Source organism: Nonomuraea sp. IBHARD001 (assembly GCF_056106265.1).
In genome coordinates this window covers 2,361,546-2,382,398 of sequence record NZ_JBWBBW010000002.1, presented here as the reverse complement: position 1 = coordinate 2,382,398, position 20,853 = coordinate 2,361,546, and the positions used below count along the sequence as shown (strand labels likewise).

Sequence of the window (20,853 nt, the reverse complement as noted above, 5' to 3'; positions counted from 1 at the left end):
GGCGCTCACGGATCCTCGTCCGTCGCGGCGACGACCCAGGTCTTGGACACGATCGGCTGCAGCCCGCCCGTGTGGTGCGACATCACCCGGCCGTCGGCCAGGAGCTCGTGGAAGGTGACGCCCGGCAGGACGGACGGCGTCAGCGGGACGGCGGCGACCGGATTGACGAACAGGTGCAGCCCGTCGAGGAACGTCTCCTGCTCACCCGGGGGTCTCGCGCCCACCTCGTAGAAGAAGCGTCTCGGCTCGACGGCCGCCGGGTCCGGGTCGTAGCTCAGTCCCGACCTGAACAGCCGTACGCCGGGCGCGCCCAGTCCGAGCTCGGTGCCGATCCTGTTGAACATCGGCACGGTGTGCGCGTTGCTGAACAGCACCCCCGCCAGCCGCGCCGCCTCCGGTCTGGCGAACAGCCCGCTCGGGATCCGGCGGCCCGCCGACCGGTGCTCGGCGATCGGCTCGGTGGTGAACACACGGTTGCCTTCGGCGTCGAGCGCGAGGACGGTACGGCGGCCGTAGAGGTACTCGGCGACCGGGCCCAGCGGGTGGATCTGGGCGTACTCGTCATGGAAGGCGCCCACGGCCACGACGAACGGGACGCCGCTGACGTGCGGCCTGTCCCAGTACGCCCGGCCTTGGGCATCCCGGTGTTCCAGCTTGCGGCGCAACGCCTTGGCGAGCTGGAACACGAACGCGGCGCCGAGCCGGTCGAACTCCGCCTGACCGCCGGGCTCGACACCCTGCGCCGGGTTCGTGGTGGTGACCTCGATCGCGACCGGATGCCCGCCTCGCACCACGAAGTCGGGGGCGGCGTGTGTCCGGTCCAGATCGAGGTCCATCTCCTGCAGACAGGCGAACAGCGCCAGCTCGAACACCCTGGCCGAGAACCCGTTCGTCTGGAACTCCCGTACGAAGCTCCTGTCGACGTCCCGGAAGTCCTCGTACACCGCGTTCATCAGCTGTCTGGCCGCCTCGTGGGCCGGACCGCGCATCACCCGCAGGAAGAGCGGATGCGCCCGGTCCAACGCCACCTTGGGTACGAAGAGGTCGCGTGCCACACTTGCGACGACATCACGAAATTCCCGTCGTGTCCCGCGTCGTGGTGGTGCCGATCGGCCTTAGTTCGTCCCCGTGCAGCGGATGCCGCCGTAGCCGTCCCGTACCGCCGAGATGATCGTGTAGCCCGGCATGAGCACCTGGCAGGCCTGCATCGGGACCCCGTAGCCGACCATCTGCGAGCCGGACGGGGTCCACTTCAGACACTTGATGCCCTGCGGCTCGTACGGGGCGATGTAGTCACCCGGTCCGTAGAGCTGCTGGCAGTGGATGGCGATGGACAGCGGCCCATGCCCGGTCGTGACGGTCGCGGCCTGCGCCGGACTACCGGCCAGCACCACAGCCGCGACCGCAGCAGCAAACACAAGAGCTTGACGCTTCACAGGAACCTCCTGGTGGGGGGATACCTCCCCGACTATTGGATAGGAAAGTTTCCTGTTCAATACGTATTTCCACGTACGGGTGAGGGGTGGGCGAGACGTCGACCGGAGTACGGATGCGAAGTCTGGCCGCAGGAAAGTGGGGCACCGGCTGAGTTGAGCCGAGGGCACGAACGGGGGCCCGGACGACCGGGATATGGCTGCGGGTGCAACGCGGGGCCCTCGGGCGGGCTCACAAGCGCGAAAACGCGGGCCGACCCCAACGCCAATCAGACCAGCCCCGCCCCCAATCACCACCGAGCCGCCATTCCACACCCCGCCCCCTGACATCCCCTGTCCGACCATCCCCCATTCAAGGTCAGCCCCTTTCCCTCTCCCCTCCCACAAAGCCCACAAGAAAAGCGCCACCCACCCCCGAAATCACCCCACCCCAAACGATTCTCCACCCCGCCCAAATAGCCCAGCCCCTACTTCCGGGCCCACCCCACGCCCCACATGCCCGTCCACAGCCACAACTCCCCCCAACCTTGCTTCATCGGGGCACCTCGAAGAACATCACGCACGACCCGGTCAAGCTCATGGACCAAGGGGTGGAGCTCACCCGGCTGGCAACTATGATCACGACATCCTCGACAAGTACCCGGAGTTTCCCTCGGTAGCGCAAAGCGAACAGATGGGGCGCACGACATGATCCTTATCGATGTTCGGCGACGCAGCCTGATCGCCGTCGCCGACGACCTGCCCGAGGCGGCCTACCCCCCTGCGGGACTGTTGACCGCGAACCGTCCCGCAGCCCAGGCCTCCGCCGCCCCCACACGAGTGGTGGTCGAGGTGCTGCGACGTTTCGGAGGACACGCTCCACGCGCACTGCTGGGCGGACAGTTCACCCCTGGGATTGGGACAACCACCGGCTTCGAGGTCACCTATGCGGCAGACGGTGCAGCAGCCATCGCGTGCCCGAGCATGGTGTGGAGCCAGCCGTACGCCGTGGGCCTCGTCGGGGAATTCGCTCCGGCGGTCATGGAGGGGCTCGTCGAGCAAGCGGGAGTACTGCCCGCCGGCGTGCTGCTGGTGGACAGAGCCGGTGTCGATGAGGTGGCGGCTTCCGAGTGGATCTTCAGGCAGACAGCTACGGTGCTTCGCGTTGCGCTGTTGGCGAGCTTACGGAGCTTGGACCTCGAAACCGAAGTCCGATCCCTGGCCGAAAAGTGGTGAGCGAGGCATCTCAGCCGACAACGAAGCCCACGCAGATCGCCCCACATGGGGAGACCTCCTCCATCGATCGACGAGAACCATAGCCGGACGGACGCGAGGGACCTCGCCGCCACAACAGCGCAGGTCAAACGAGGATTCAGCCTGATCAACGAGAGTGGGGCGGCTGGGACTTGAACCCAGGACCGACGGATTATGAGTCCGCTGCTCTAACCAGCTGAGCTACCGCCCCCAGAAAGTGCTGCCTGACCGGCACCGGAGCCTCGAAACCCGGCCCCAGCCTAGTGTGCATACTCAGGTTAGAGCATGGGATTCGCGACACGCCCCAGCCAACAAGAGGGGAAGATATCCGGCTCCGCGCACGACCGAGCTTCTAGGCCCTTGGCCCTGGAGCCCACCAACCGCTCACCTGGCACGATCAAGTCCCACATGTTGACTGCTGGTCACTTCTGCACCTACGTCGAGCATCATTCCATGCCTGACACGGTGAGGGAGTCAAAGCTGATCAAGTTCGCTAGTTTCCTGGCCTTCACCGTGCAGGACTGCTGGCCGGACGAGGAGCGCACTATCGCGTGCGAATGCGGCATCCTCCAGCGCAGAGCCCGCAACGCCGAGAAGCACTGGTGCAACCTCAAGGCCTACTTCAACTGACTGATCAAGAAGAAGGAGCGCACCACCGTGGCACTCGATGGAAACGTCATCGCCCGACACCATCCCCGACATCCCCACCGAGACTTTCTCGGACACGAACCTGAGCGCTCTCCGCCGCCTGCTCCCGCAGCGCCCTCAACGACCGCCGCGGCACCGTGTCTTCATGGACACCGGCCCACGCCTGAACGGCATCGCGCAACTGCGCTTCAACCTGGAGTCGGCCGACTCCGACGTCCCCCTCAGCAGCAAGCTCCTCAAAAGCGGCGGGATCAGGGAGATGGTGCGCCGATACGGCCCGCAGTGCCGCGCAGTGACGAGCGCAACAGTCGCACGCACGGCTTTGCCCCCTGGCGACCGGATCTGAAACTCACCAGCCGCAGCGGTCCCCGGACTTCGCAATCCAAGGGCCTTCAAGACTGCAAGTTTCCAGCAGGAGCGATGCTCCTAGTCCACTAGCTCAGGATCAGGCTCGACTGCGAACGCCACAGTAGCGAGCAACTCACCGTTCGCTTCAAAGACCCACTCGAACCGACGTTCTGGTTCGAGATTCAGGTTGGGCAGAGTCACTGCGAAACTGTGGTGGATATCGACAAGTTTCGCGGCGCGACTCAGACTGGCCGTGTCCTCGTTCAATTGAATGGACCCATCAAACACCAGCGGAAGTCGTTCATCTCCACCTCCGGACTCAACCGGCTCATCTTGATCGTTCACGAGCCTGAGTTGGAACGAGCAGCCATTTCCTACCTCATCCCACCCGATACGCAGGAAGATCGCCAACGCAGTGCTCGCTGGGACCTGATCCTTGATCGACCAGTCCCCTCCGAGAATGTTGATCTTCCCGTTGGAGTCAAGCTGGGCGGCGTCACAAAGAACCAGAAATGCCTTCATGGTGCGCTCACACGGCGGTTGATTCGACCAACAACCGACGTCCGGGAAGACCGAGAATGCGCTCCAGAGAACGTCACACCACTTGGGCCACCTCCGACCGCCTCAACCCTGACAATGATCGGCTGTGTGGTTCTTGACGATGTCGGCAACTCCACCACCTTGTAGGCAACTCGCACCGCAGGATCAATCCACCCATTCAGCCGGGCCTCTACCTGCCGTTTCAAGGAAGTTCGGCTAGCGGCCTTCTCCTGCAGGCGGCGCAGTTGCTGCGAGGTCGCTCGCCAGGATCCGTCACCAAGCTGGCGCAACTCAATCTCGACGATCCGAGGCCGGCGAACCGGCTCCTGCGCGGTGCCACGAGCTGCAAACCGGTCTGCCGCCTGCTGGTATGTCAACTCATCGCCATCTGCGTTCGGGCGCTCTGGTTGCGTGTTCACACCTGTCATCATGCCCAGAATCCGTTCCGATGCCCATCACTTGACGAAGGCCGTCCGCAAGACGAACGTGCCCTCCTCAGGGTCGTAAGGGTTGATTGGGTCCATGTAGGCCACGAACGGACGACCACTGAAGAAGACACCCCTCGCCTCAAGGCGCCGTCCATGCTCCTCGTCCTCAACCCATTCCACCTCGACGTCTGTGCCATAGATGAGCGCCTCACTGACGTCCGCGCCCGTGCAGCCGTGCTTCTCACGGATCTTCCTCTCGCAGGAGTCCGGGATCTTGATCTCTGCGATGTAGACCCGTGCCATGGTTGAGCAGTCTCCCAGAAGGGGAGATCATTTTCAGTCGGCTCGGCGAGGCCTCGATCACACCGCAGGCCGCCATGGTCCTCACTGATGAGCGGCGTTTCCCCAAGCAGGCCCTTCCCCGTGCCGGGTCAAGCCATCCAACGTCCAGCAGTCGCCCAGCGTCCTCAACCTGCCCCCGTAGACCACCTGCTGGTGATCGACAGGCAGGAAGGTGTCCGCAGTCTCGACAGGCCTCTCGTCGGCACATACGTGCACTCGATCGCGATTATCAATGCCCCCGCCCGGCATGCCGAGTCACTGCGCCCCTTCATTCAGCGCGAGACGAGCGGAAACCACCTCCGACCAATGTGTAATCGTCACACCAATCACATGAGGTCAGTCCACCACACCCCGTCCAGTGCGCGGCCCGACTTCTCAAAAAGCCGCCGGTATCCCTTCGTCAAATCGTACGGCTCACAGGAGGCAGACGGCATGACTGGTTCAGTGTTAGCGGTGAAGATGTGGGGCGGTTCGCATCACGTTGGACACGTCGCTGAAAGAATCTTCCAAGCCTAGGCGCACCTGTATCGCAGGAGTGTCCTTACGGTTTCCGAGTCGACGTCCCAATGACCGCGCTTGCCTTGCGCCTCCACCTCAGCCCGGAAGGGGCCACCACCCTGCGATGCGCGATACCAACTACGGACCAAACGCTAACCTTCGGCTTCAGGCGTACGAATGTGCCAACACGATGGCGCCCTTAAGCAGGCCTTCGCAGGTGGGTGTGTGCAGCACGGATTCTGCTACTCCGTCGGACAAGCCGTAGGTATTCACGATCTCGCGCTGCGCGGGAATCCGGCGCCGGCGATAGTGCCTCACTGACGATTCTCTCTCGGAGTTCGTCGTGGAAGGTGTTCGGCGGTGTGAACACCCAGGGCAAGGCTAGAGCATAAGGTCTGTCCACGCCCGGCGTCGCTCATCGCCTCGTCGAGCATCATTCCATGCCGCACGCCTCCAGTCGCCCATACCGAGGGATATGGAGGAACTTACGCGGACGGCCTCAGCGCGTCGCGCAGGGCCTTGGGCACGTCGGCGACGAGGGGGGCTCCGTGTCCCACGCAGGCGAGCTCGGCGGGGAAGGCGGCGAGGTGCTCATAGGACGACATCAGGCGAGCCCGGTCCAGGTTGAACACGCCGGGCAGGACCCGCCCCTCCACGTGCGCCACCGTGTCGCCGGTGAACAGCACGCCATGGCCGGGCAGATGCACAGCGATGCTGCCGTCGGTGTGGCCGGGCACCGAGACCACGCGGGCGCCGCCGCCGAAGGCGATGACGTCGCCGTCGTGGAGTTCGACGTCGACGGGGCACGGCGGAGCGGGGGGAAGCAGGTGGGCGCCGAGGCTGCGGTGCAGGGTGCGCTCCTCGGGGGTGAAGTCGGGCGGCGGGGCCGCGACGTCGCCCCGGATGACGGGCGCCTCGGCGTGGTGGGCCAGGACGGCGGCGCCGCTGAGTGCGGCGAGTTCGGCGGCGGCGCCCGTGTGGTCCTCGTGGAAGTGCGTCAGGACGATGCGCCGCAGGTCGGAGGGGGCGAACCCGAGCGCGGCGAGCGCGGTGAGGATCCTCGGCGCCGACCCGTCGATGCCGGTGTCGACCAGGGTCAGCTGGTCGCCCGGATCGCGCCACAGGTACGCCTGGCCGAAGTCGAGCATGATCATATAGAGGTTCGGGCGAATCTCGTGCAGGTGTTCCACGCGTCTCAGCCAAGCCGACGAGCACCCACGACGTCCAACGACCGTTCGACGGCCTTTGACAACCACTGGTGGTCAATACCGCAGAATATGCAGATGGATGTGGACATACGAGGCTTGCGGGTGTTCGTGGCCACTGCCGAGGAGGCGCACTTCGGGCGGGCGGCGGCGCGGCTGTTCCTGACGCAGCAGGCGGTGTCCAAGCGGGTACGCGGCCTGGAGACGGCGCTCGGCACGCCGCTGTTCGAGCGCACCACGCGCAGCGTCGAGCTGACCCCGGCGGGACGACGGCTGCTGCCGCTGGCGGTGCGGGCGCTGGCGGCGTTCGACGCGGCCGTGCAGGCCTTACGGGACGAGCCGTTGCGGGTGGATGTGTACGACGAGCGGTTCACTCCGCTGGCGCTCGTGCGGGAGTTCGCGGCCCGGCACACGGAGCTCACGGTGGAGCCGAGCATGCGGCAGGGGCTGGCGGCGGCGCTGCCGGCCGTACGGCGCAGGGAGATCGACGCCGCGTTCGGGCGCGTGCACGGGCTGGGTGAGCCGTGGCCGGAGGAGCTGGCGCACCGGCTGGTACGGCTGGAGCCGCTGGCGGTGTTCGTGAGCGAGGAGCATCCGCTGGCGGGGCGTACGGCGTTGCGGCCCGGGGATCTGCGGGAGGCGGGGATCGCGATGCCGGATCCGGCGGGGTCGGTGGAGTGGCGTGACTATCTGGTGCGGTTCACGACGGAGTTCGGGATTCCGTTGCGGTTCGGACCTGCGGCGCTCGGCCAGCGGCACCTCGTCGCCCAACTCCTCGCCGAGCGTGTCGCGGTGGGCGTCGGCGAGATCGCCATCGACCCGGAGGGCACCGGGCTTCGGCGCATTCCGTTCGCCGGGCCGACGCCGCTGCATCCGTGGTCGCTGGTCTGGCATCGCCGCAACACGGGGGCCGCCTTGCGGATGCTGCTCGACGAGCTGCCGGAGGTCACGCCGCCCGGCGCCTCACATTGGCTACCCGCCGCCGACCTGGGCGAAGCCCCCTAGCGGGCACGCTGCCACGCACGTGGGTCGACCTGCCATCCCCCGACGCCGGTGATCAGCCCGGCAAGCCGGTCGTGGAAAGCCACCCGCGCCGCCAGCGGCGTCCCGACCGAGTCGCCCTGCTCGTCCAGGGTCGCGCTCAACGTGGTCAGCTCGTCGTTCAGCCAGGCCCGGAAACGCGCGGTCGCGGCGGAGTCGCGCCGACGCGGCCTGGACAGCGGCCAGCCGTGCTGGGTGATCGCATAGATCTGCCGATACGACTCCCCCCTGTCCTCCTCCCGCCACGCCCGATCGAGCGTGAGCAGGGCGGCCAGCAGCGCCGCCGCCTGCTCGCGCTCACGGTCCTCGGCCCTGGCCCGCCGGTCGGCATTGATCAGCTGCCGCGTGACCACCACCGCGACGAGCCCGCCGATGATCGCACCGAGCACGGCTCCGGCGAACCCGTCCATGAGCACAGCGGCGTCGACCGAGGGAGGAGAAGGCGTCATCCCGCCAAGCGTAGGAGAAGCGGATCAGGCGGGACGCGAGACCGCGTCGAACGGCATCACAGGCCCAGGTCCCTGCCGATGATCTCGCGCATGATCTCATTCGAACCCGCCCAGATGCGGGTGACCCTGGCGTCCATCCAGGCCCGGGCCACGCGGTACTCCCGCATGTACCCGTAACCGCCGTAGAGCTGGACGCAGGCGTCGATGACGCTGTTCTGCACGTCGGCCGTCCACAGTTTGGCCTTGGCCGCGTCGACCGCGCTCAGCTCGCCGTCGGCGTGGGCGGCGATGCACTGGTCGACGTACGCCTGGGTGACGTCGATGCGGGTCACCAGGTCGGCCAGGGTGAACTTGTTGGCCTGGAAGGCGCCGATCGGCTGCCCGAACGCCTTGCGCTCCTTGGCGTACCCGATCGTCTCCCGCAGGACCGCCGAGGCGTGCGCGACATTGGTGATCGCCGAGCCGAGACGCTCCTGGGGCAGGCGTTCCATCATGGCGACGAAGCCTCGGTCGACCTCGCCGATGACATTCGCCTCGGGGACCCTGACCTGGTCGAAGAACAGCTCGGCGGTGTCGGCCTCGGGCTGGCCGACCTTGTCGAGCTTGCGGCCGCGTTCGAAGCCGGGCATGCCGTTCTCGATCGCGAACAGCGTGATGCCCTTGGCCCGCTTGTCCGGGCTCGTCCGTGCGGCGACGATCACCAGATCGGCCTGGTAGCCGTTGGTGATGAACGTCTTGGAGCCGTTGACGATCCAGTCGGAGCCGTCGCGCACGGCGGTCGTGCGCAGTGCCGCCAGGTCGGAGCCGCCGCTCGGCTCGGTCATGCCGATGGCCGTGATCAGCTCTCCGGCGCAGAAGGCGGGCAGCCAGCGCGTCCGCTGCTCGTCGGTGGTGAGCTCGACCAGGTACGGCGCGCAGACGTCGTAGTGGATGGCGAACGACGAGGCCAGCGCCATGCTCTGCCCGGCGAGCTCCTCGGTCAGCACGGCGTTGAACCGGTAGTCGCCGGCCGCGCCGCCGCCGTGCCGCTCCGGCACCTCGAGCCCGAGCAGCCCCTGCCGCCCGGCCTCGCGCCACACCTCGCGGTCGATGAGCCGCCGCTCGATGAACTCCTCGGCCCTGGGCTCGACCGAACGCGCGACGAACGCCCGCACGGACTCCCTGAACGCCTCATGGTCTTCCCCGTACAGCCTGCGCCGCATCGTCCCGTCCTCTCACCGCCGACCGGGAACGGCGTTCCGCCTCGGTGCCCAATTAAGCGTTCGCTTAGTGTACGGCAAGCATACGCGCGGCCAGATGGGCGTAGAGCGCTCCCACCTCGTCGGGCGTGCGCGCCCCTTCCACGCGGTACCACCTGGCCACGTCGACGCAGAGCGACACGATCGCCCTGGAGGTGCCCGGCAGGTCGGCCACGTCGAACACGCCCAGCGCGGCCCCGGCCTCGACCTCGGCGCGGAACACCGCGTCCGTGCGGTCGCGCATCGCCTGGATCACCTCGCGCCTGCCGTCCTCCAGGGCGGAGAGCTCGACCTGCGTGACCCTGGCGGCCCGCTGGTGCCGCGCGTGGAAGCCCGCGAGCGCCCACACCGCGGCCCGGATCCGCACGTCGCGGGCGTCGGCGTCCGGCACCGCTCCCATCGCGCCCAGCACGGCCGTGTGCGCCGCCTCGTGCACCGTGCGCACGATGGTGAACAGCAGTTCGGCCTTCGTCGCGTAGTGCACGTACATGGCGGCGGGGCTCATGCCCGCGCGTTCGGCGATCTCGCGCGTGGAGGCTCCGCCGTACCCACGCTCGGCGAACAGCACGACGGCCGCCTCCAGCAGTCTCCTGGCCGCGAGCGGCTCGACGTCGGCCCAGAGGCCGGGGGTGTCCATGAGGCCATCCTAAGCGCTCGCTCAGTACGCTCACGGCGCAACTCAGAAGGCCGACGAACGCCTAGCGTGGTGAGGGCGCGTCGAAAGGGGTCCCATGGGCAAGGCGTTCTGGATCGACCAGGGGTACGACCGCGAGCGGGCCGACGACGGGCTCAGCCGCTACAGCCTCCACGTGCGCAAGCACGCCGAGGAGTTCGAGTGGGGCGACATCGCGCCGGTCAGGTTCGCCTGCACGGCCTGGCGTCTGGCCACTCCCCCGCAGGCCGCTCCCACGACGCCGCAACCACCGGGCGCCTCCGGCCCGCCGGGCCTCTCGCCGGGGTTCGTGCGCTGGGACCGGCGCATCCTCGGCGCCGAGTGCCTGCGCAACACCTGGGACGGCACGCTGACGGCCGAGGTCAGGATCGTCTCGCCCCTGCCCGGCGAGCTGACCAGGTCGCGGGCCTGGTGGCGCGACCGGGGCTGGCGCGACTGGCAGGAGACGTTCGGCCAGTACGTCGAGCCGACGCAGCAGGACCTCGCCCGAGGGCCGTTCCTGCGGGCGTCGCTGCTGGTGCAGGCGCCGATCCCGCTGGCCGACCTGCCTCCGGCTCCCGAAGGGCCGCACGACGGCATCGAGGAGAGCGCACACCGCGCGCTCGCCGTCGTCGTGCGTGAGCTCAACGCCCTTCTGGATCCGGTGCTGGAGCAGTTCGGCTGACCTCGGCCGGGACCCGGCGCGCGCTCGCGGCGGCGATCGTGACCCGCAGGTGCTTCATCAGCGGCTGGTCGCTCTGCGTGCTGTAGTCGCTGATCGAGCACAGCACGTTCAGCTCCGGCATGTACCCTGCCGCGCAGCCCCGCGGGATGTCGTAGGCGACCGCGAGGAAGCCCTGCAGCGTCCGCGTGCTGCCGTCCTTGGCGAAGCTCGTGACGTCGACGGGGTCGAACTGCCGCAGGCCGCGCACGCGCATGTCGTCGGGGTTCATGAACACGAGCGTGCGCAGGTTCGAGATGCCCCGGTAACGGTCGTCGGCCGAGTAGACGGTGGTGTTCCACTGGTCGTGCGAGCGCAGCGTGCCCAGCACGAGGGTGCCCGCGACCGGGACGACGTCGGGCAGGTCGGCCGTGGAGAACTCGGCGCGGCCCGAAGGCGTGTGGAAGACCAGCTCACGGGCCGGCTGCTTGATCCGGAAGCCCATCGGCAGCCGGACCCGCCGGTTGAAGTCCTCGAAGCCCTCCAGCACCTCGGCCATGGTGTCGCGGATGCGGTCGTAGTCCTCGACGTACCACTCCCACGGCGTGTCGCTGCCGGGCAGTGCGGCCCTGGCCAGGCCCGCGACGATGGCGGGCTCGGAGAGCAGGTGCGGTGAGGCGGGCCGCTTCATGCCCGCCGACAGGTGCACCATGCTCATGGAGTCTTCGACCGAGATGCGCTGGGGCCCGCCGCGCTGCCTGTCGGTCTCCGAGCGGCCGAGGCAGGGCAGGATCAGGGCCTGGCGGCCGTGCACCAGATGGCTGCGGTTCAGCTTGGTGCTGACGTGCACGGTCAGCTCGCACGTGCGCAGCGCCTGCGCGGTGTAGGCGGTGTCGGGCGCGGCGAGTGCGAAGTTGCCGCCCATGCCGACGAACACCTTCACCTCGCCCCGATGCATGGCGTTGACGGTGGCGACGGTGTCCAGGCCCGGCTCGTAAGGCGGCTCGATGCCGCACACGGCGGCCAGCCGGTCGAGGAACCTGCTGCCCGGCCGGTGGTCGATCCCGCAGGTGCGGTTGCCCTGGACGTTGCTGTGCCCGCGCACCGGCGAGGGCCCGGCGCCCTCCCTGCCCAGATTGCCGCGCAGCAGCAGCACGTTGACGATCTCCCTGATCGTGTCGACGCCGTGCTCGTGCTGCGTCACGCCGAGACACCAGCTGATGATGGTGCGGTCGGCCTCGCGGTAGATCCTGGCGGCCTTGAGGATCTCCTCGCGCGTGACCCCCGACTGGTGCACGATCTCCTGCCACGTGGTGGCCTCGCACAGCGCGCGGTAGGCGTCGAACCCCTCGGTGTGGCGCTCGACGAATCTGTGGTCGAGCGCTCCGGGGTCGCTCTGGGCCAGCTCAAGGGTGGCCTTGGCGATGCCGCGCATCAGCGCCATGTCGCCGCCGATGCGCGGCTGCAGGTTGAGGGTGCCCGTCCTGGTCGAGCGGCCCAGCGCCATCTGGGTCAGCTCGTGCGGCACGATCGTGCGCCCGGCCGCCGCCTCGATGAGCGGATTGACGTGCACGATCTGGGCGCCCCGCCGGAAGGCGTCGGCGAGCGAGGTGAGCATGCGCGGCGCGTTGGAGGCCGCGTTGACGCCCATGACGAACAGCGCGTCGGCCGCCTCCCAGTCCCGCAGGTCGACGGTGCCCTTGCCGGTGCCGATCGCCGCGGTGAGCGCCCTGCCGCTGGCCTCGTGACACATGTTCGAGCAGTCGGGCAGGTTGTTGGTGCCCAGCTCCCTGGCCATCAGCTGGTAGAGGAACGTGGCCTCGTTGCCGAGCCTGCCCGAGGTGTAGAACGCCGCCTGCCCGGGCCCCTCCAGCGCCCGTACGGCACGGCCGAACAGCTGGAAGGCCGCCTGCCAGGTGATCGGCACGTAGCGGTCGCTGTCCGCGTCGTAGACCATGGGCTCGGTCAGCCGTCCCTGGTCCTCCAGGTCGAAGTCGCTCCAGCCGGACAGCTCGGTGACCGTGTGCAGGGCGAAGAAGTCGCGTCCCACCCGTTTGCCGGTCATCTCCCAGGTGACGTGCTTGACGCCGTTCTCGCAGATGTCCAGCTTCAGGCCCTTGGTGTCGGGCCAGGCGCAGCCGGGGCAGTCGAAGCCGCCGTCCTCGTGGTTCATCCGCAGGATGGCCCGGCTGCCCTCGACCAGTTCGCCCTGGCCGAGCAGGGTACGCCCGACGGACCTGGCCGCTCCCCATCCGGCCGCCGGGTGCCGGTAGCGCCTGGATCTCGGCGGTCCCTGCGGCTCGGCCCCCACGCTCGGCCGTACGACGTTCCGCTCGTCATCGGAAGCGCTCATGACAACGTCCCCCTCACTCCCCGATCCAGTCGGGGGGCTGGAGTCGTCATGTCAACCGATGCCCGGCCCGGCGGGTAGCGAAACAGGACGAGTGGGTACTAAGTACCTCTTACGTCGTCGGCGAGTTCGCGAAGGATGTCCAGATGGCCGTTGTGCCGGGAGGTCTCCTCGATCATGTGGCCGATCACCCAGCGCAGGGTGGCGCGCTCGCCGTTGCGGTTGGGCCTGGTGGCGCGGCTGTCCAGGCCGAGCGCGGCGATGCGCTCGTCGATGCGGGCGCACTGGGCCTGGTAGTCGGCCAGCACCTGGTCCAGGGGCAGTTCGACGCCGATGCTGAACTCCTTGTCCGGCTCGGCCTCGGTCCACGGCCCTCCGTCCTCCTCGCCCAGCATCACGACCTCGAACCACCAGTGCTCGACCCAGCGCAGATGGTTGATCACCCCGGCGATCGTCATGAGCGGCGAGCCGGGAAGCGGGGCCCGCCTGGCGTTCTCCTCGGTGAGCCCGTCGCACTTGGCGACGGCGGTGGCGCGGGCGTAGGCGAGCAGGGTGGTCCAGGTGGATCGTTCGTCCCAGTCGGACGGTGTGTCGGTTCGTTTCACCGGGACAGTATTCACGCCCGTGAGAGCGTTCTCCTCCCATTAAACGGCCGCTACGGGAACGGCTGCCCGGTCACGACGGCGACGATGCGCGTGCCGGGCCGGAATCGGCCGCGCCCGGCGAGGTCGAGCACGCCGTACACCATCTTGGCCACGTACACCCGCTCCAGCGCGTGCCGGGCGGCCAGGGCGTCGAGGGTGGCGTCGGTGCGGGCGTAGCCGCCGAAGTGGTAGCCGAGCTCGATCGACCAGTTGTCCAGCACCCGCCCGAGCGCCTCGCGCTGCAGCCTGGCCACCTCGCCCGCCAGGAAGCCGCCCCCGCGCAGCACCGAGAAGCCGATCGCCCGCTGCCTTGGCCGCAGCCCGGCCGAGATTCCGGCCAGCGTCCCGCCGGTGCCGACGGGGCAGCAGACGACGTCGAAGGCGACCTCGATCTCGGCCGGGAGTTCGGCGCAGCCGCGCACGGCCTCGGCGTTGCTGCCGCCCTCGGGCAGCACGTGCGCGTCGCCGTGCTCGGCGCGCAGCCTGGCGAGCACCTCGGGCGTGTGTTTGAGCCGGTAGGCCGCCCGGTCGAGGTAGGTCAGGCGCATGCCGTGCTCCTGGGCGCGGGCCAGCGAGGGGTTGAGCGGCAGGTGCTCCTCGCCCCTGATGACGCCGATCGTCTCGAAGCCGTGCGCACGGCCGGCGGCGGCCACCGCCCGGATGTGCCCGGACCAGGCGCCGCCGAAGGTCAGCACCCTGGGGTGGCCGAGATTGTGGCGGAGTTTGCGGGCTTTGTTGTCGTCGTGCTTGAGGAAGAGCCTGACACCGGCTCCGGCGAGGCTCGGATCCGTCATCTCCGCCAGCATGGCGCTAGTCTACGGTCGGGTCGCTGTTGAGAGGTGTTGAATTATGCGCGATGCTGACGGTTTTCCGCACGCCCGCGGCACACGGGCCGCCGAAGCGTTCGAGGCGGCGTACGGCCGTGCGCCCGCGACCGTCTGGCACGCGCCCGGCCGGGTGAATCTCATCGGCGAGCACACCGACTACAACGACGGCCTGGTGCTGCCGTTCGCCGTGCCGTGGGGCGTCACCGTCGCCCTGTCCCCGCGCCAGGACACCACGATCAGGCTGCTGTCGCTGCAGACGGGAGCCGATCCTGTCACGATCACCGCACACGCGCAGGCCGAAAGCTGGGAGCGGTATGCCGTCGGCGTGTTCGCGATGCTCGCGGCGGGCGAGGCGGGCGTGACGCTCGGCGCGGACCTGGTGATCGACGGCGACGTGCCGCAGGGCGCGGGCCTGAGTTCGAGCGCCGCCCTGGAGGTCGCCGTGGCCTGCGCGCTGAACTCCGCCTACGAGCTGGCCATGACGCCCATGGAGCTGGCCCTGCTCGCCCAGCGCGCCGAGAACGACTTCGTCGGCATGCCCTGCGGCGTCATGGACCAGGCCGCATCCGCGCTGTGCAAGGAGGGCCACGCGCTGTTCCTCGACTGCCGTTCGCTCGGGTCGAGGGCGGTGCCGCTGGAGCTGAGCGCCAAGGGCCTGGGCGTCCTCATCATCGACACCGGCGTGCACCACGAGCTCGCCGACGGCCAGTACGCCAGGCGCAGGGCCGACTGCGAGTCCGCCGCGCGCAGGCTCGGCGTCGAGTCGCTGCGTGACGTCACCGACCTGGCGGGCGCGCTCGGCCTGCTGCGCGGTGACGAGCGCAAGCGCGTTCAGCACGTCGTGACCGAGAACCACCGGGTGGAGGCGCTGGTCGGCCTGCTGCGCGCGGGCGCGGTCACCGAGATCGGCGCCCTGCTCAACGCCTCGCACCTGTCGCTGCGCGACCAGTTCGAGGTGTCGGTGCCCGAACTCGACGTGGCCGTCGAGGCCGCCGTCCGGGGCGGGGCCCGCGGCGCCAGGATGACGGGCGGCGGCTTCGGCGGCTCGGCCATCGCCCTGGTCGCCGACGAGCGCGCCGCATCGGTCGAACACTCGGTACGGCAGGCCTACGCCGAGCGCGGCTGGAAGGAGCCCCGTTTCCTGCCCGCCACCCCGTCGGCGGGCGCGCACCGCCTGGCCTGACGCCTAGCGCGACCCTTCGGCCGCCGTGGTCAGACGCGGCACGGCGGCCAGCAGGGCACGCGTGTAGTCGTGGCGCGGCAGGAAGAACACCTCGTCGACGTCGCCCGACTCCACCACCCTGCCCTCGTGCATGACCAGCACACGGTCGCTCACGTGGTGCACCACGCCGAGGTCGTGCGAGACGAACACCAGCGCGGTCCCGTCCTGCGCCTGGATCTCGGCCAGCAGGTCGAGCACCTGGGCCTGCACCGAGACGTCCAGCGCCGAGACCGGCTCGTCGCAGACCAGGACGTCGGGCCGGGGACCGATGGCCCTGGCGATGGCGACGCGCTGGCGCTGCCCGCCGGACAGCTCCCTGGGATGCCTGCCGAGGAAGGCCGCGCCGAGACCGACGCGCTCAAGCACCTCGACGACGCGCTCGCGCCGCTCGGCCCTGCTCGTGCCCGGCCGTGCGCCGAGCGGCTCGGCCACCAGGCGGCCGACGGTGTGCCTGGGGTCGAAGGAGTCGAGCGGGTTCTGCGAGATGAGCTGGATGAGCGGCCTGCGCGGGCGGCGGCGCCGTTCGGGCAGGACCGACCACGGCTCGCCGTGCAGCACGACCTGGCCCGCGTCCGGCTTGACCAGGCCGAGCAGCAGCCTGGCGACCGACGTCTTGCCCGAGCCGGACTCGCCGACGATACCGAGCGCCTCGCCCTTGGCGACGGTGAGCGAGACGTCGTCGACGACGCGCCGCCCGCCGTAGGACAGGCTCAGCCCGCTCGCGGCCAGCACCTCGACGTCCGACGTGACCGTACGGCCGGGCAGCGGCGGCCTGAGGCTGACCCCGCCGGGTGCGACCGCGCCCAGCCGGGTGCCCCGGGAGGCGGCCGACGGCACGGCGGCCAGCAGCAGCTTGGTGTAGGGGTGTTCGGGCGAGCTGAGCACCTGCCCGGTCGGGCCCTGCTCGACGATCTCGCCGTCCTTCATCACCAGCACCCGGTCGGCGAAGGAGGAGACGACGGCCAGGTCGTGGCTGATCACCAGCAGGGCGGTGCCCTCGGCCTTGCGCGCGGCCAGCAGCCGCAGGATCTGCGCCTGCACGGTGACGTCGAGCGCGGTGGTCGGCTCGTCGGCGATGATCAGCCGGGGCGCCGCCGCGATGGCCGAGGCGATGAGGGCGCGCTGGCGCAGGCCGCCGGAGAGCTGGTGGGCCCGCTGCCCCGCACGCAGGGCCGGCTCGGGCACGCCCACGTCGGTCAGCAGGTCGAGCACACGCTGCCCTCTGGCCTGGCGCGGCACCACGTCATGGGTGGCGAGCACCTCGCCGATCTCGTCGCCGACCCGGCGGAGCGGATCGAGCGAGACGAGCGCGTCCTGCAGGACGAGCCCGGCGAAACGCCCGCGCAGCCGCCGCCAGTCCGCCTCGGTGAAGGTGAGCGCGTCACGCCCGTCGATCTCGAAGCGCTCGGCGCCGACGACGGCTCCGTGCCCGGCCAGGCCGACGAGGCTGCGCGCGGTGACGCTCTTGCCCGAACCGGACTCGCCGACGATGGCCACGCACTCGCCCTGCTCGATGGTGAAGGAGATCCCTCGTACGGCCTCGACACCGGGGAAGGCGACCCGTAACCCGGCCACGTCGATCATGCGCGTCTCCTCTCGAAACGGCGTTGCAGCCTGCGTCCCAGCACGGTCAGGCAGATGACGGTCAGCGTGATGGCCAGGCCGGGGAACAGCGCCTCCCACCAGGCCACCCGCAGATAGCCGCGCGACTCGGCGAGCATCGCGCCCCACTCGGGCGCGGGCGGCTGCGGCCCCATGCCGAGGAAGCTGAGCCCCGACGCGGCGACGATCGCGGTGCCGAGCCCCATGGTGGCCAGCACGGGCAGCGGCCCGAGCACGTTGGGCAGCACGTGCCTGCCGACCAGTGCGCCCTTGCCGAGCCCGAAGGTGACGGCCTGCTCGACATAGCCGGAGCGCCGCACCACGAACGTCTGGGCCCGCACCACGCGGGCGTAGTTGGGCAGTTGCGCGAGCCCGATGGCCAGGATCACATTGCCCGCGCCCGGACCGGTGATCGCGATGACGAGCAGGGCGAGCAGCAGTTCGGGAAAGGTGGCGAGCACGTCGAGCGCCCGGGTGAGCACCTCGTCGAAGGCACGGGGCGCCAGGCCCGCCGCGAGGCCGACCAGCAGTCCGGCCACTCCTGCGAACACGACGGCGGCCACCCCGATGCCCAGCGAGTCGGCGGCGCCGTGCACGACTCTGGCCAGGACGTCCCTGCCCAGGTGGTCGGTGCCGAACAGGTGGGCGGAGCTGGGCGCCTCCAGGGCGCGCAGGGGGTCGGCGGCCAGCGGGTCGGCCGAGGTGAGCGCCCAGGGGAACAGTGCGGCGACGGCGGCGAGCACCAGCGGCACAGCGGGCGGCCAGAGCGAGGCGCGCCGGGGGGCACGCGCCGCGGCGCCGCGCCGCAGGAGGGCGACGGCGCTCACCGGCCGCTCCTCAGTCGGGGGTCGATGATCAGGTAGACGAGGTCGACGACGGTGCTGACCGTGACGTACACGACGGCCGACAGCAGCACGACGGCCATGACGACCGGCATGTCCTTGTCCCCGACGGCCGCCACGGTGATCATGCCGAGCCCCGGCCTGCCGAACACGGTCTCGATGATCACCGCACCGCCGAGCAGGCTGCCGGTGAACCAGCCGGTCAGCGTGACGGCGGGCAGCAGGGCGTGGCGCAGGGCGTGCCTGGCCAGCAGGGCGCGCTCGGTCAGCCCGCGCGCCCTCGCGGTGATCGCGAAGGGCTGTTCGAGCGCGCGTTCCAGGCCGTCCCTGAGCACCTGGCCGAGCAGCCCGGCCACCGGCAGCGACAGGGCGAGCGCCGGGAGCACCAGGGCGACCGGCCCCTGCGCCCCCGAGACGGGGAACCAGCCGAGGGTGAAGCTGAAGACGAACAGCAGCAGAATGCCGGTCAGGAACGGCGGCACCGAGGCTGCGGCCACCTCAAGGGTGTCGGCCGCGCCCCTGCCCCAGCCGGTGCGCCCGGCGGTGACCAGGGCGACCACGACGGCGAGCACGACCCCGATCGCGGCGGCGGCCAGGGCGAGCTGCGCGGTGGCCCAGACGTGCGCCCCGACCACCTCGCCGACGCCGCGCTGCAGGATGTAGGAGCGGCCGAGGTCGCCGCCGAGCAACCGCCCGATGTAGCGCCCGTACTGCACGAGCGCCGGTTGGTCCAGCCCCCACTCCTGGGTGATCGCGGCCCTGATCTGCGGGGTGTCGAGCCCGCCTCCGCCGCCGGAGACGAGCACGTCGATGGTCTCGCCCGGCGTGAGCCAGAGGGCGGCGAAGGCGGCCGTGGCGGCGGCCCAGAGGACGGCCACCGCCGCCACCAGCCTTCGCACGACCGGTCTGATCCACCCGGTGGCGGCCAGCCCCCGCCACCGGGTGGAGTCTTCGGTGCGGTACGGCGCGCGTACCGCTTCCTGGGAGAGCGCGCTCACCCCGTCCCCCCGAGCGAGACGGCGTAAGCGCTGTCGGGTGTGCCGGAGACGGCCTCGAAGCCGAGCCCCTTGACCGAGGCCTGGTGTGCGATCTGGTCGGCGGGCGCGTAGAGCGGGAAGACCAGGGCGTGCTCGATGACGGCCGCCTGCTGGACCTTGCGGTAGAGCTCCGCGCGCTCGGGGACCGAGGAGCTGGCCGAGGCCTCGGCGAGCCACTTGTCGATCCTGGGGTCGGTGAAGTTGAAGCGGTTGATCGGCGCCTTGTCCGGCAGGATCAGGTTGAGGGCGTTGCCCGCGTCGGTGTCGCCGCGCGAGTTCTCGAACAACTCGTACTCGTCGTTCTTCAGCGCGGCCTCACCCGCTCCCGCGTCCAGCGAGACGATCTTCAGGTCGATGCCGACGCTCTGCTTGATCTGGGCCTGCACGGCCTGGGCCAGCACGTCACGCCGGTCGCGGACGTACGGGGCGATCTGCACGAGCCTGACGGTCAGCCGCTTGCCGTCCTTGACCCGGAAGCCCGCCGTGTCGCGCTGCGACCAGCCGGCCTCGTCCAGCAGCCTGCCCGCCTCGGCCGTGTCGCTCTTGTACGCGCCTTCGAGCGAGGCGTCGTAGAACGGGCTCGCCGGGCTGACGATGCTCCAGGCGCGCTTGGCCGTACCCCGGTAGACGGCCTGCAGCACGGCGTCCACGTCGACGCCGAGCCGGAAGGCCTGGCGTACCTTCTTGTCGTCGAAGGGGGCGTGCGACTGGTTGAAGTAGTAGTTGAAGGCGGTGCCCGAGTTGAGGCTCGTGGCGAGCTTGAGCGAGGGGTCCTTGCCGATGAGGTCCACCTCGGTCGCGGGCACGCCCTCGATGACCTGGACCTGTCCCGAGGTGAGCGCCCCCACCCTGACGGCCGCCTCGGGCAGGAACCTGTAGGTGACCTCGTCCAGCGCGGCGGGCCCCTGACGCAGGGCGTTGGACGGCCCCCACGCGTAAGCCGGGTTGCGCTTGTAGTGCACCTCCTGGCCCGGCACGAACCTGTCCAGGATGAACGGCCCGCTGCCCACCAGGTCGGGCCCGCCCGCCTTGACGTCCTTGGCGCTCTTCAGCGAGGCGGGCGAGACCTGCCCGGCCGGAGGCGAGGACAGGAAGTCGAGGAACACCCCGTCGGGCGAGGCCAGCGTGAACCTCACCACGTACGGCGAGACCACCTCGACGGTCTTGAGCCTGCCGAGCTGGATGGCGGCCACGCCAGGCGCGTACTGCGGCTCGCGCAGCTTGTCGATGTTGGCCTTGACCGCGGCCGCGTCGAACCTGGTGCCGTCGTGGAAGGTGACGTCCTCGCGCAGCGTGAAGTCGTAGACGAGACCGTCGGGCGACACCTTCCACGACGTCGCCAGCCACGGGGTGAAGCCGCCCTTGGCGTCCCTCGCCACCAGGAAGTCGAACTGGTTGTGCACGAGCAGCCTGGCCTTGTTCTGGCCCCACTGGTGTGGATTGAAGGTGATCGGCTGAGTCTCGACGGCCCAGACGAGGGACCCGCCGCCGACGGGGGCGCTGGGCGCCTCTGTGGTGCCACATGCGCTGAGCACGAGCATGGCGGCGACGGCGAACACGGACGCTGACCTGGCTGGGGGGATCTTCATGGTGTCCTTACACGAGCTGCTACG

21 protein-coding genes and 1 tRNA gene are annotated in these 20,853 nt (G+C 69.7%); 6 read left to right on the top strand and 16 right to left on the bottom strand.

Translation table 11 applies throughout. From position 1 onward, the window contains the following. Window positions 1–5: 5 nt before the first annotated feature. A complete protein-coding gene (locus ACTWNK_RS13070; RefSeq protein WP_474304183.1) occupies window positions 6–1,055 on the bottom strand; it encodes a hypothetical protein in 1,050 nt (349 codons plus the stop codon). A gap of 60 nt (window positions 1,056–1,115) precedes the next feature. Continuing rightward, entirely contained in the window at window positions 1,116–1,436 is a 321-nt protein-coding gene (locus tag ACTWNK_RS13065; RefSeq protein WP_474304182.1) for a hypothetical protein, read from the bottom strand. 684 nt (window positions 1,437–2,120) lie between these two features. Here ACTWNK_RS13065 and ACTWNK_RS13060 point away from each other — a divergent pair. Further along, entirely contained in the window at window positions 2,121–2,648 is a 528-nt protein-coding gene (locus tag ACTWNK_RS13060) for a hypothetical protein (RefSeq protein ID WP_474304181.1), read from the top strand. Between the two features lie 155 nt (window positions 2,649–2,803). Here ACTWNK_RS13060 and ACTWNK_RS13055 read toward each other — a convergent pair. Then, a tRNA-Ile gene (locus ACTWNK_RS13055) sits at window positions 2,804–2,877 on the bottom strand. 242 nt (window positions 2,878–3,119) lie between these two features. Here ACTWNK_RS13055 and ACTWNK_RS13050 point away from each other — a divergent pair. Then, a complete protein-coding gene (locus tag ACTWNK_RS13050; RefSeq protein WP_474304180.1) occupies window positions 3,120–3,296 on the top strand; it encodes a hypothetical protein in 177 nt (58 codons plus the stop codon). A gap of 37 nt (window positions 3,297–3,333) precedes the next feature. Continuing rightward, on the top strand, window positions 3,334–3,660 hold the full coding sequence (locus tag ACTWNK_RS13045) for a hypothetical protein (RefSeq protein WP_474304179.1): 327 nt from the start codon (window positions 3,334–3,336) through the stop codon (window positions 3,658–3,660). Window positions 3,661–3,740: 80 nt separating this feature from the next. Here the strand turns inward: ACTWNK_RS13045 and ACTWNK_RS13040 are convergent, their stop codons facing one another. The 3 genes from ACTWNK_RS13040 to ACTWNK_RS13030 all read right to left on the bottom strand — a co-directional run bounded on the left by ACTWNK_RS13040 (window position 3,741) and on the right by ACTWNK_RS13030 (window position 6,660). Then, on the bottom strand, window positions 3,741–4,184 hold the full coding sequence (locus tag ACTWNK_RS13040; RefSeq protein ID WP_474304178.1) for a DUF6941 family protein: 444 nt from the start codon (window positions 4,182–4,184) through the stop codon (window positions 3,741–3,743). A gap of 473 nt (window positions 4,185–4,657) precedes the next feature. Then, window positions 4,658–4,933: a hypothetical protein gene (locus ACTWNK_RS13035; protein WP_474304177.1), complete on the bottom strand. Its 276-nt coding sequence runs from the start codon at window positions 4,931–4,933 to the stop codon at window positions 4,658–4,660. Between the two features lie 1,022 nt (window positions 4,934–5,955). Continuing rightward, window positions 5,956–6,660 (bottom strand): MBL fold metallo-hydrolase, encoded by a 705-nt coding sequence (locus ACTWNK_RS13030; RefSeq protein WP_474304176.1) that lies wholly within the window; start codon window positions 6,658–6,660, stop codon window positions 5,956–5,958. A gap of 93 nt (window positions 6,661–6,753) precedes the next feature. Between ACTWNK_RS13030 and ACTWNK_RS13025 the strand changes: the two genes are divergently transcribed. Next, on the top strand, window positions 6,754–7,680 hold the full coding sequence (locus ACTWNK_RS13025) for a LysR family transcriptional regulator (protein ID WP_474304175.1): 927 nt from the start codon (window positions 6,754–6,756) through the stop codon (window positions 7,678–7,680). Here the strand turns inward: ACTWNK_RS13025 and ACTWNK_RS13020 are convergent. The 3 genes from ACTWNK_RS13020 to ACTWNK_RS13010 all read right to left on the bottom strand — a co-directional run bounded on the left by ACTWNK_RS13020 (window position 7,677) and on the right by ACTWNK_RS13010 (window position 10,040). Further along, the gene (locus tag ACTWNK_RS13020) at window positions 7,677–8,165 is read right to left on the bottom strand and encodes a hypothetical protein (protein ID WP_474304174.1); all 489 of its coding nucleotides are present in this window, start codon (window positions 8,163–8,165) and stop codon (window positions 7,677–7,679) included. The genes ACTWNK_RS13025 and ACTWNK_RS13020 overlap by 4 nt on opposite strands. A 56-nt stretch (window positions 8,166–8,221) precedes the next feature. Next, on the bottom strand, window positions 8,222–9,367 hold the full coding sequence (locus ACTWNK_RS13015) for an acyl-CoA dehydrogenase family protein (protein WP_474304173.1): 1,146 nt from the start codon (window positions 9,365–9,367) through the stop codon (window positions 8,222–8,224). 64 nt (window positions 9,368–9,431) lie between these two features. Beyond that, on the bottom strand, window positions 9,432–10,040 hold the full coding sequence (locus ACTWNK_RS13010) for a TetR/AcrR family transcriptional regulator (RefSeq protein WP_474304172.1): 609 nt from the start codon (window positions 10,038–10,040) through the stop codon (window positions 9,432–9,434). A 94-nt stretch (window positions 10,041–10,134) separates the two neighbouring features. Between ACTWNK_RS13010 and ACTWNK_RS13005 the strand changes: the two genes are divergently transcribed. Continuing rightward, the gene (locus ACTWNK_RS13005) at window positions 10,135–10,740 is read left to right on the top strand and encodes a hypothetical protein (RefSeq protein WP_474304171.1); all 606 of its coding nucleotides are present in this window, start codon (window positions 10,135–10,137) and stop codon (window positions 10,738–10,740) included. Here ACTWNK_RS13005 and ACTWNK_RS13000 read toward each other — a convergent pair. The 3 genes from ACTWNK_RS13000 to ACTWNK_RS12990 form a co-directional block, all read right to left on the bottom strand. Continuing rightward, the gene (locus ACTWNK_RS13000; RefSeq protein ID WP_474304170.1) at window positions 10,700–13,069 is read right to left on the bottom strand and encodes an FdhF/YdeP family oxidoreductase; all 2,370 of its coding nucleotides are present in this window, start codon (window positions 13,067–13,069) and stop codon (window positions 10,700–10,702) included. The two genes, ACTWNK_RS13005 and ACTWNK_RS13000, sit on opposite strands and share 41 nt — an antisense overlap. A 98-nt stretch (window positions 13,070–13,167) precedes the next feature. After that, window positions 13,168–13,671, bottom strand: coding sequence for a DinB family protein (locus tag ACTWNK_RS12995; protein ID WP_474304169.1), 504 nt, complete (start codon window positions 13,669–13,671; stop codon window positions 13,168–13,170). A gap of 50 nt (window positions 13,672–13,721) precedes the next feature. Then, the gene (locus ACTWNK_RS12990) at window positions 13,722–14,504 is read right to left on the bottom strand and encodes a 1-aminocyclopropane-1-carboxylate deaminase/D-cysteine desulfhydrase (protein WP_474304168.1); all 783 of its coding nucleotides are present in this window, start codon (window positions 14,502–14,504) and stop codon (window positions 13,722–13,724) included. A 55-nt stretch (window positions 14,505–14,559) separates the two neighbouring features. Here ACTWNK_RS12990 and galK point away from each other — a divergent pair, with 55 nt between their 5' ends. Then, window positions 14,560–15,720, top strand: coding sequence for a galactokinase (gene galK, locus ACTWNK_RS12985; RefSeq protein ID WP_474304167.1), 1,161 nt, complete (start codon window positions 14,560–14,562; stop codon window positions 15,718–15,720). A 3-nt stretch (window positions 15,721–15,723) separates the two neighbouring features. Here galK and ACTWNK_RS12980 read toward each other — a convergent pair whose 3' ends face one another. Genes ACTWNK_RS12980 through ACTWNK_RS12965 form a run of 4 tightly spaced genes read right to left on the bottom strand, consistent with a single transcriptional unit; the run spans window position 15,724 to window position 20,829 of the window. Further along, window positions 15,724–17,343, bottom strand: coding sequence for a dipeptide ABC transporter ATP-binding protein (locus tag ACTWNK_RS12980; RefSeq protein WP_474304166.1), 1,620 nt, complete (start codon window positions 17,341–17,343; stop codon window positions 15,724–15,726). Continuing rightward, window positions 17,340–18,188, bottom strand: a complete 849-nt coding sequence (locus tag ACTWNK_RS12975; RefSeq protein WP_474304165.1) for an ABC transporter permease — start codon at window positions 18,186–18,188, stop codon at window positions 17,340–17,342. Before ACTWNK_RS12975 ends, ACTWNK_RS12980 begins: the two co-directional genes overlap by 4 nt. Further along, window positions 18,185–19,201, bottom strand: a complete 1,017-nt coding sequence (locus ACTWNK_RS12970; RefSeq protein ID WP_474304164.1) for an ABC transporter permease — start codon at window positions 19,199–19,201, stop codon at window positions 18,185–18,187. The genes ACTWNK_RS12975 and ACTWNK_RS12970 overlap by 4 nt, the downstream gene beginning before the upstream one ends. Beyond that, window positions 19,198–20,829: an ABC transporter substrate-binding protein gene (locus ACTWNK_RS12965; protein ID WP_474304163.1), complete on the bottom strand. Its 1,632-nt coding sequence runs from the start codon at window positions 20,827–20,829 to the stop codon at window positions 19,198–19,200. The genes ACTWNK_RS12970 and ACTWNK_RS12965 overlap by 4 nt, the downstream gene beginning before the upstream one ends. Between the last annotated feature and the right edge of the window lie 24 nt (window positions 20,830–20,853).

Excerpts from the sequence above, each read along its gene's own strand:
- ACTWNK_RS13060 (WP_474304181.1), top strand. The coding sequence starts at position 2,121 with ATGATCCTTATCGATGTTCGGCGACGCAGCCTGATCGCCGTCGCCGAC.
- ACTWNK_RS13050 (WP_474304180.1), top strand. The coding sequence starts at position 3,120 with ATGCCTGACACGGTGAGGGAGTCAAAGCTGATCAAGTTCGCTAGTTTC.
- ACTWNK_RS13045 (WP_474304179.1), top strand. The coding sequence starts at position 3,334 with ATGGAAACGTCATCGCCCGACACCATCCCCGACATCCCCACCGAGACT.
- ACTWNK_RS13040 (WP_474304178.1), bottom strand. The coding sequence starts at position 4,184 with ATGAAGGCATTTCTGGTTCTTTGTGACGCCGCCCAGCTTGACTCCAAC.
- ACTWNK_RS13035 (WP_474304177.1), bottom strand. The coding sequence starts at position 4,933 with ATGGCACGGGTCTACATCGCAGAGATCAAGATCCCGGACTCCTGCGAG.
- ACTWNK_RS13025 (WP_474304175.1), top strand. The coding sequence starts at position 6,754 with ATGGATGTGGACATACGAGGCTTGCGGGTGTTCGTGGCCACTGCCGAG.
- ACTWNK_RS13020 (WP_474304174.1), bottom strand. The coding sequence starts at position 8,165 with ATGACGCCTTCTCCTCCCTCGGTCGACGCCGCTGTGCTCATGGACGGG.
- ACTWNK_RS13015 (WP_474304173.1), bottom strand. The coding sequence starts at position 9,367 with ATGCGGCGCAGGCTGTACGGGGAAGACCATGAGGCGTTCAGGGAGTCC.
- ACTWNK_RS13010 (WP_474304172.1), bottom strand. The coding sequence starts at position 10,040 with ATGGACACCCCCGGCCTCTGGGCCGACGTCGAGCCGCTCGCGGCCAGG.
- ACTWNK_RS13005 (WP_474304171.1), top strand. The coding sequence starts at position 10,135 with ATGGGCAAGGCGTTCTGGATCGACCAGGGGTACGACCGCGAGCGGGCC.
- ACTWNK_RS13000 (WP_474304170.1), bottom strand. The coding sequence starts at position 13,069 with ATGAGCGCTTCCGATGACGAGCGGAACGTCGTACGGCCGAGCGTGGGG.
- ACTWNK_RS12990 (WP_474304168.1), bottom strand. The coding sequence starts at position 14,504 with ATGACGGATCCGAGCCTCGCCGGAGCCGGTGTCAGGCTCTTCCTCAAG.
- galK (WP_474304167.1), top strand. The coding sequence starts at position 14,560 with ATGCGCGATGCTGACGGTTTTCCGCACGCCCGCGGCACACGGGCCGCC.
- ACTWNK_RS12980 (WP_474304166.1), bottom strand. The coding sequence starts at position 17,343 with ATGATCGACGTGGCCGGGTTACGGGTCGCCTTCCCCGGTGTCGAGGCC.
- ACTWNK_RS12965 (WP_474304163.1), bottom strand. The coding sequence starts at position 20,829 with ATGAAGATCCCCCCAGCCAGGTCAGCGTCCGTGTTCGCCGTCGCCGCC.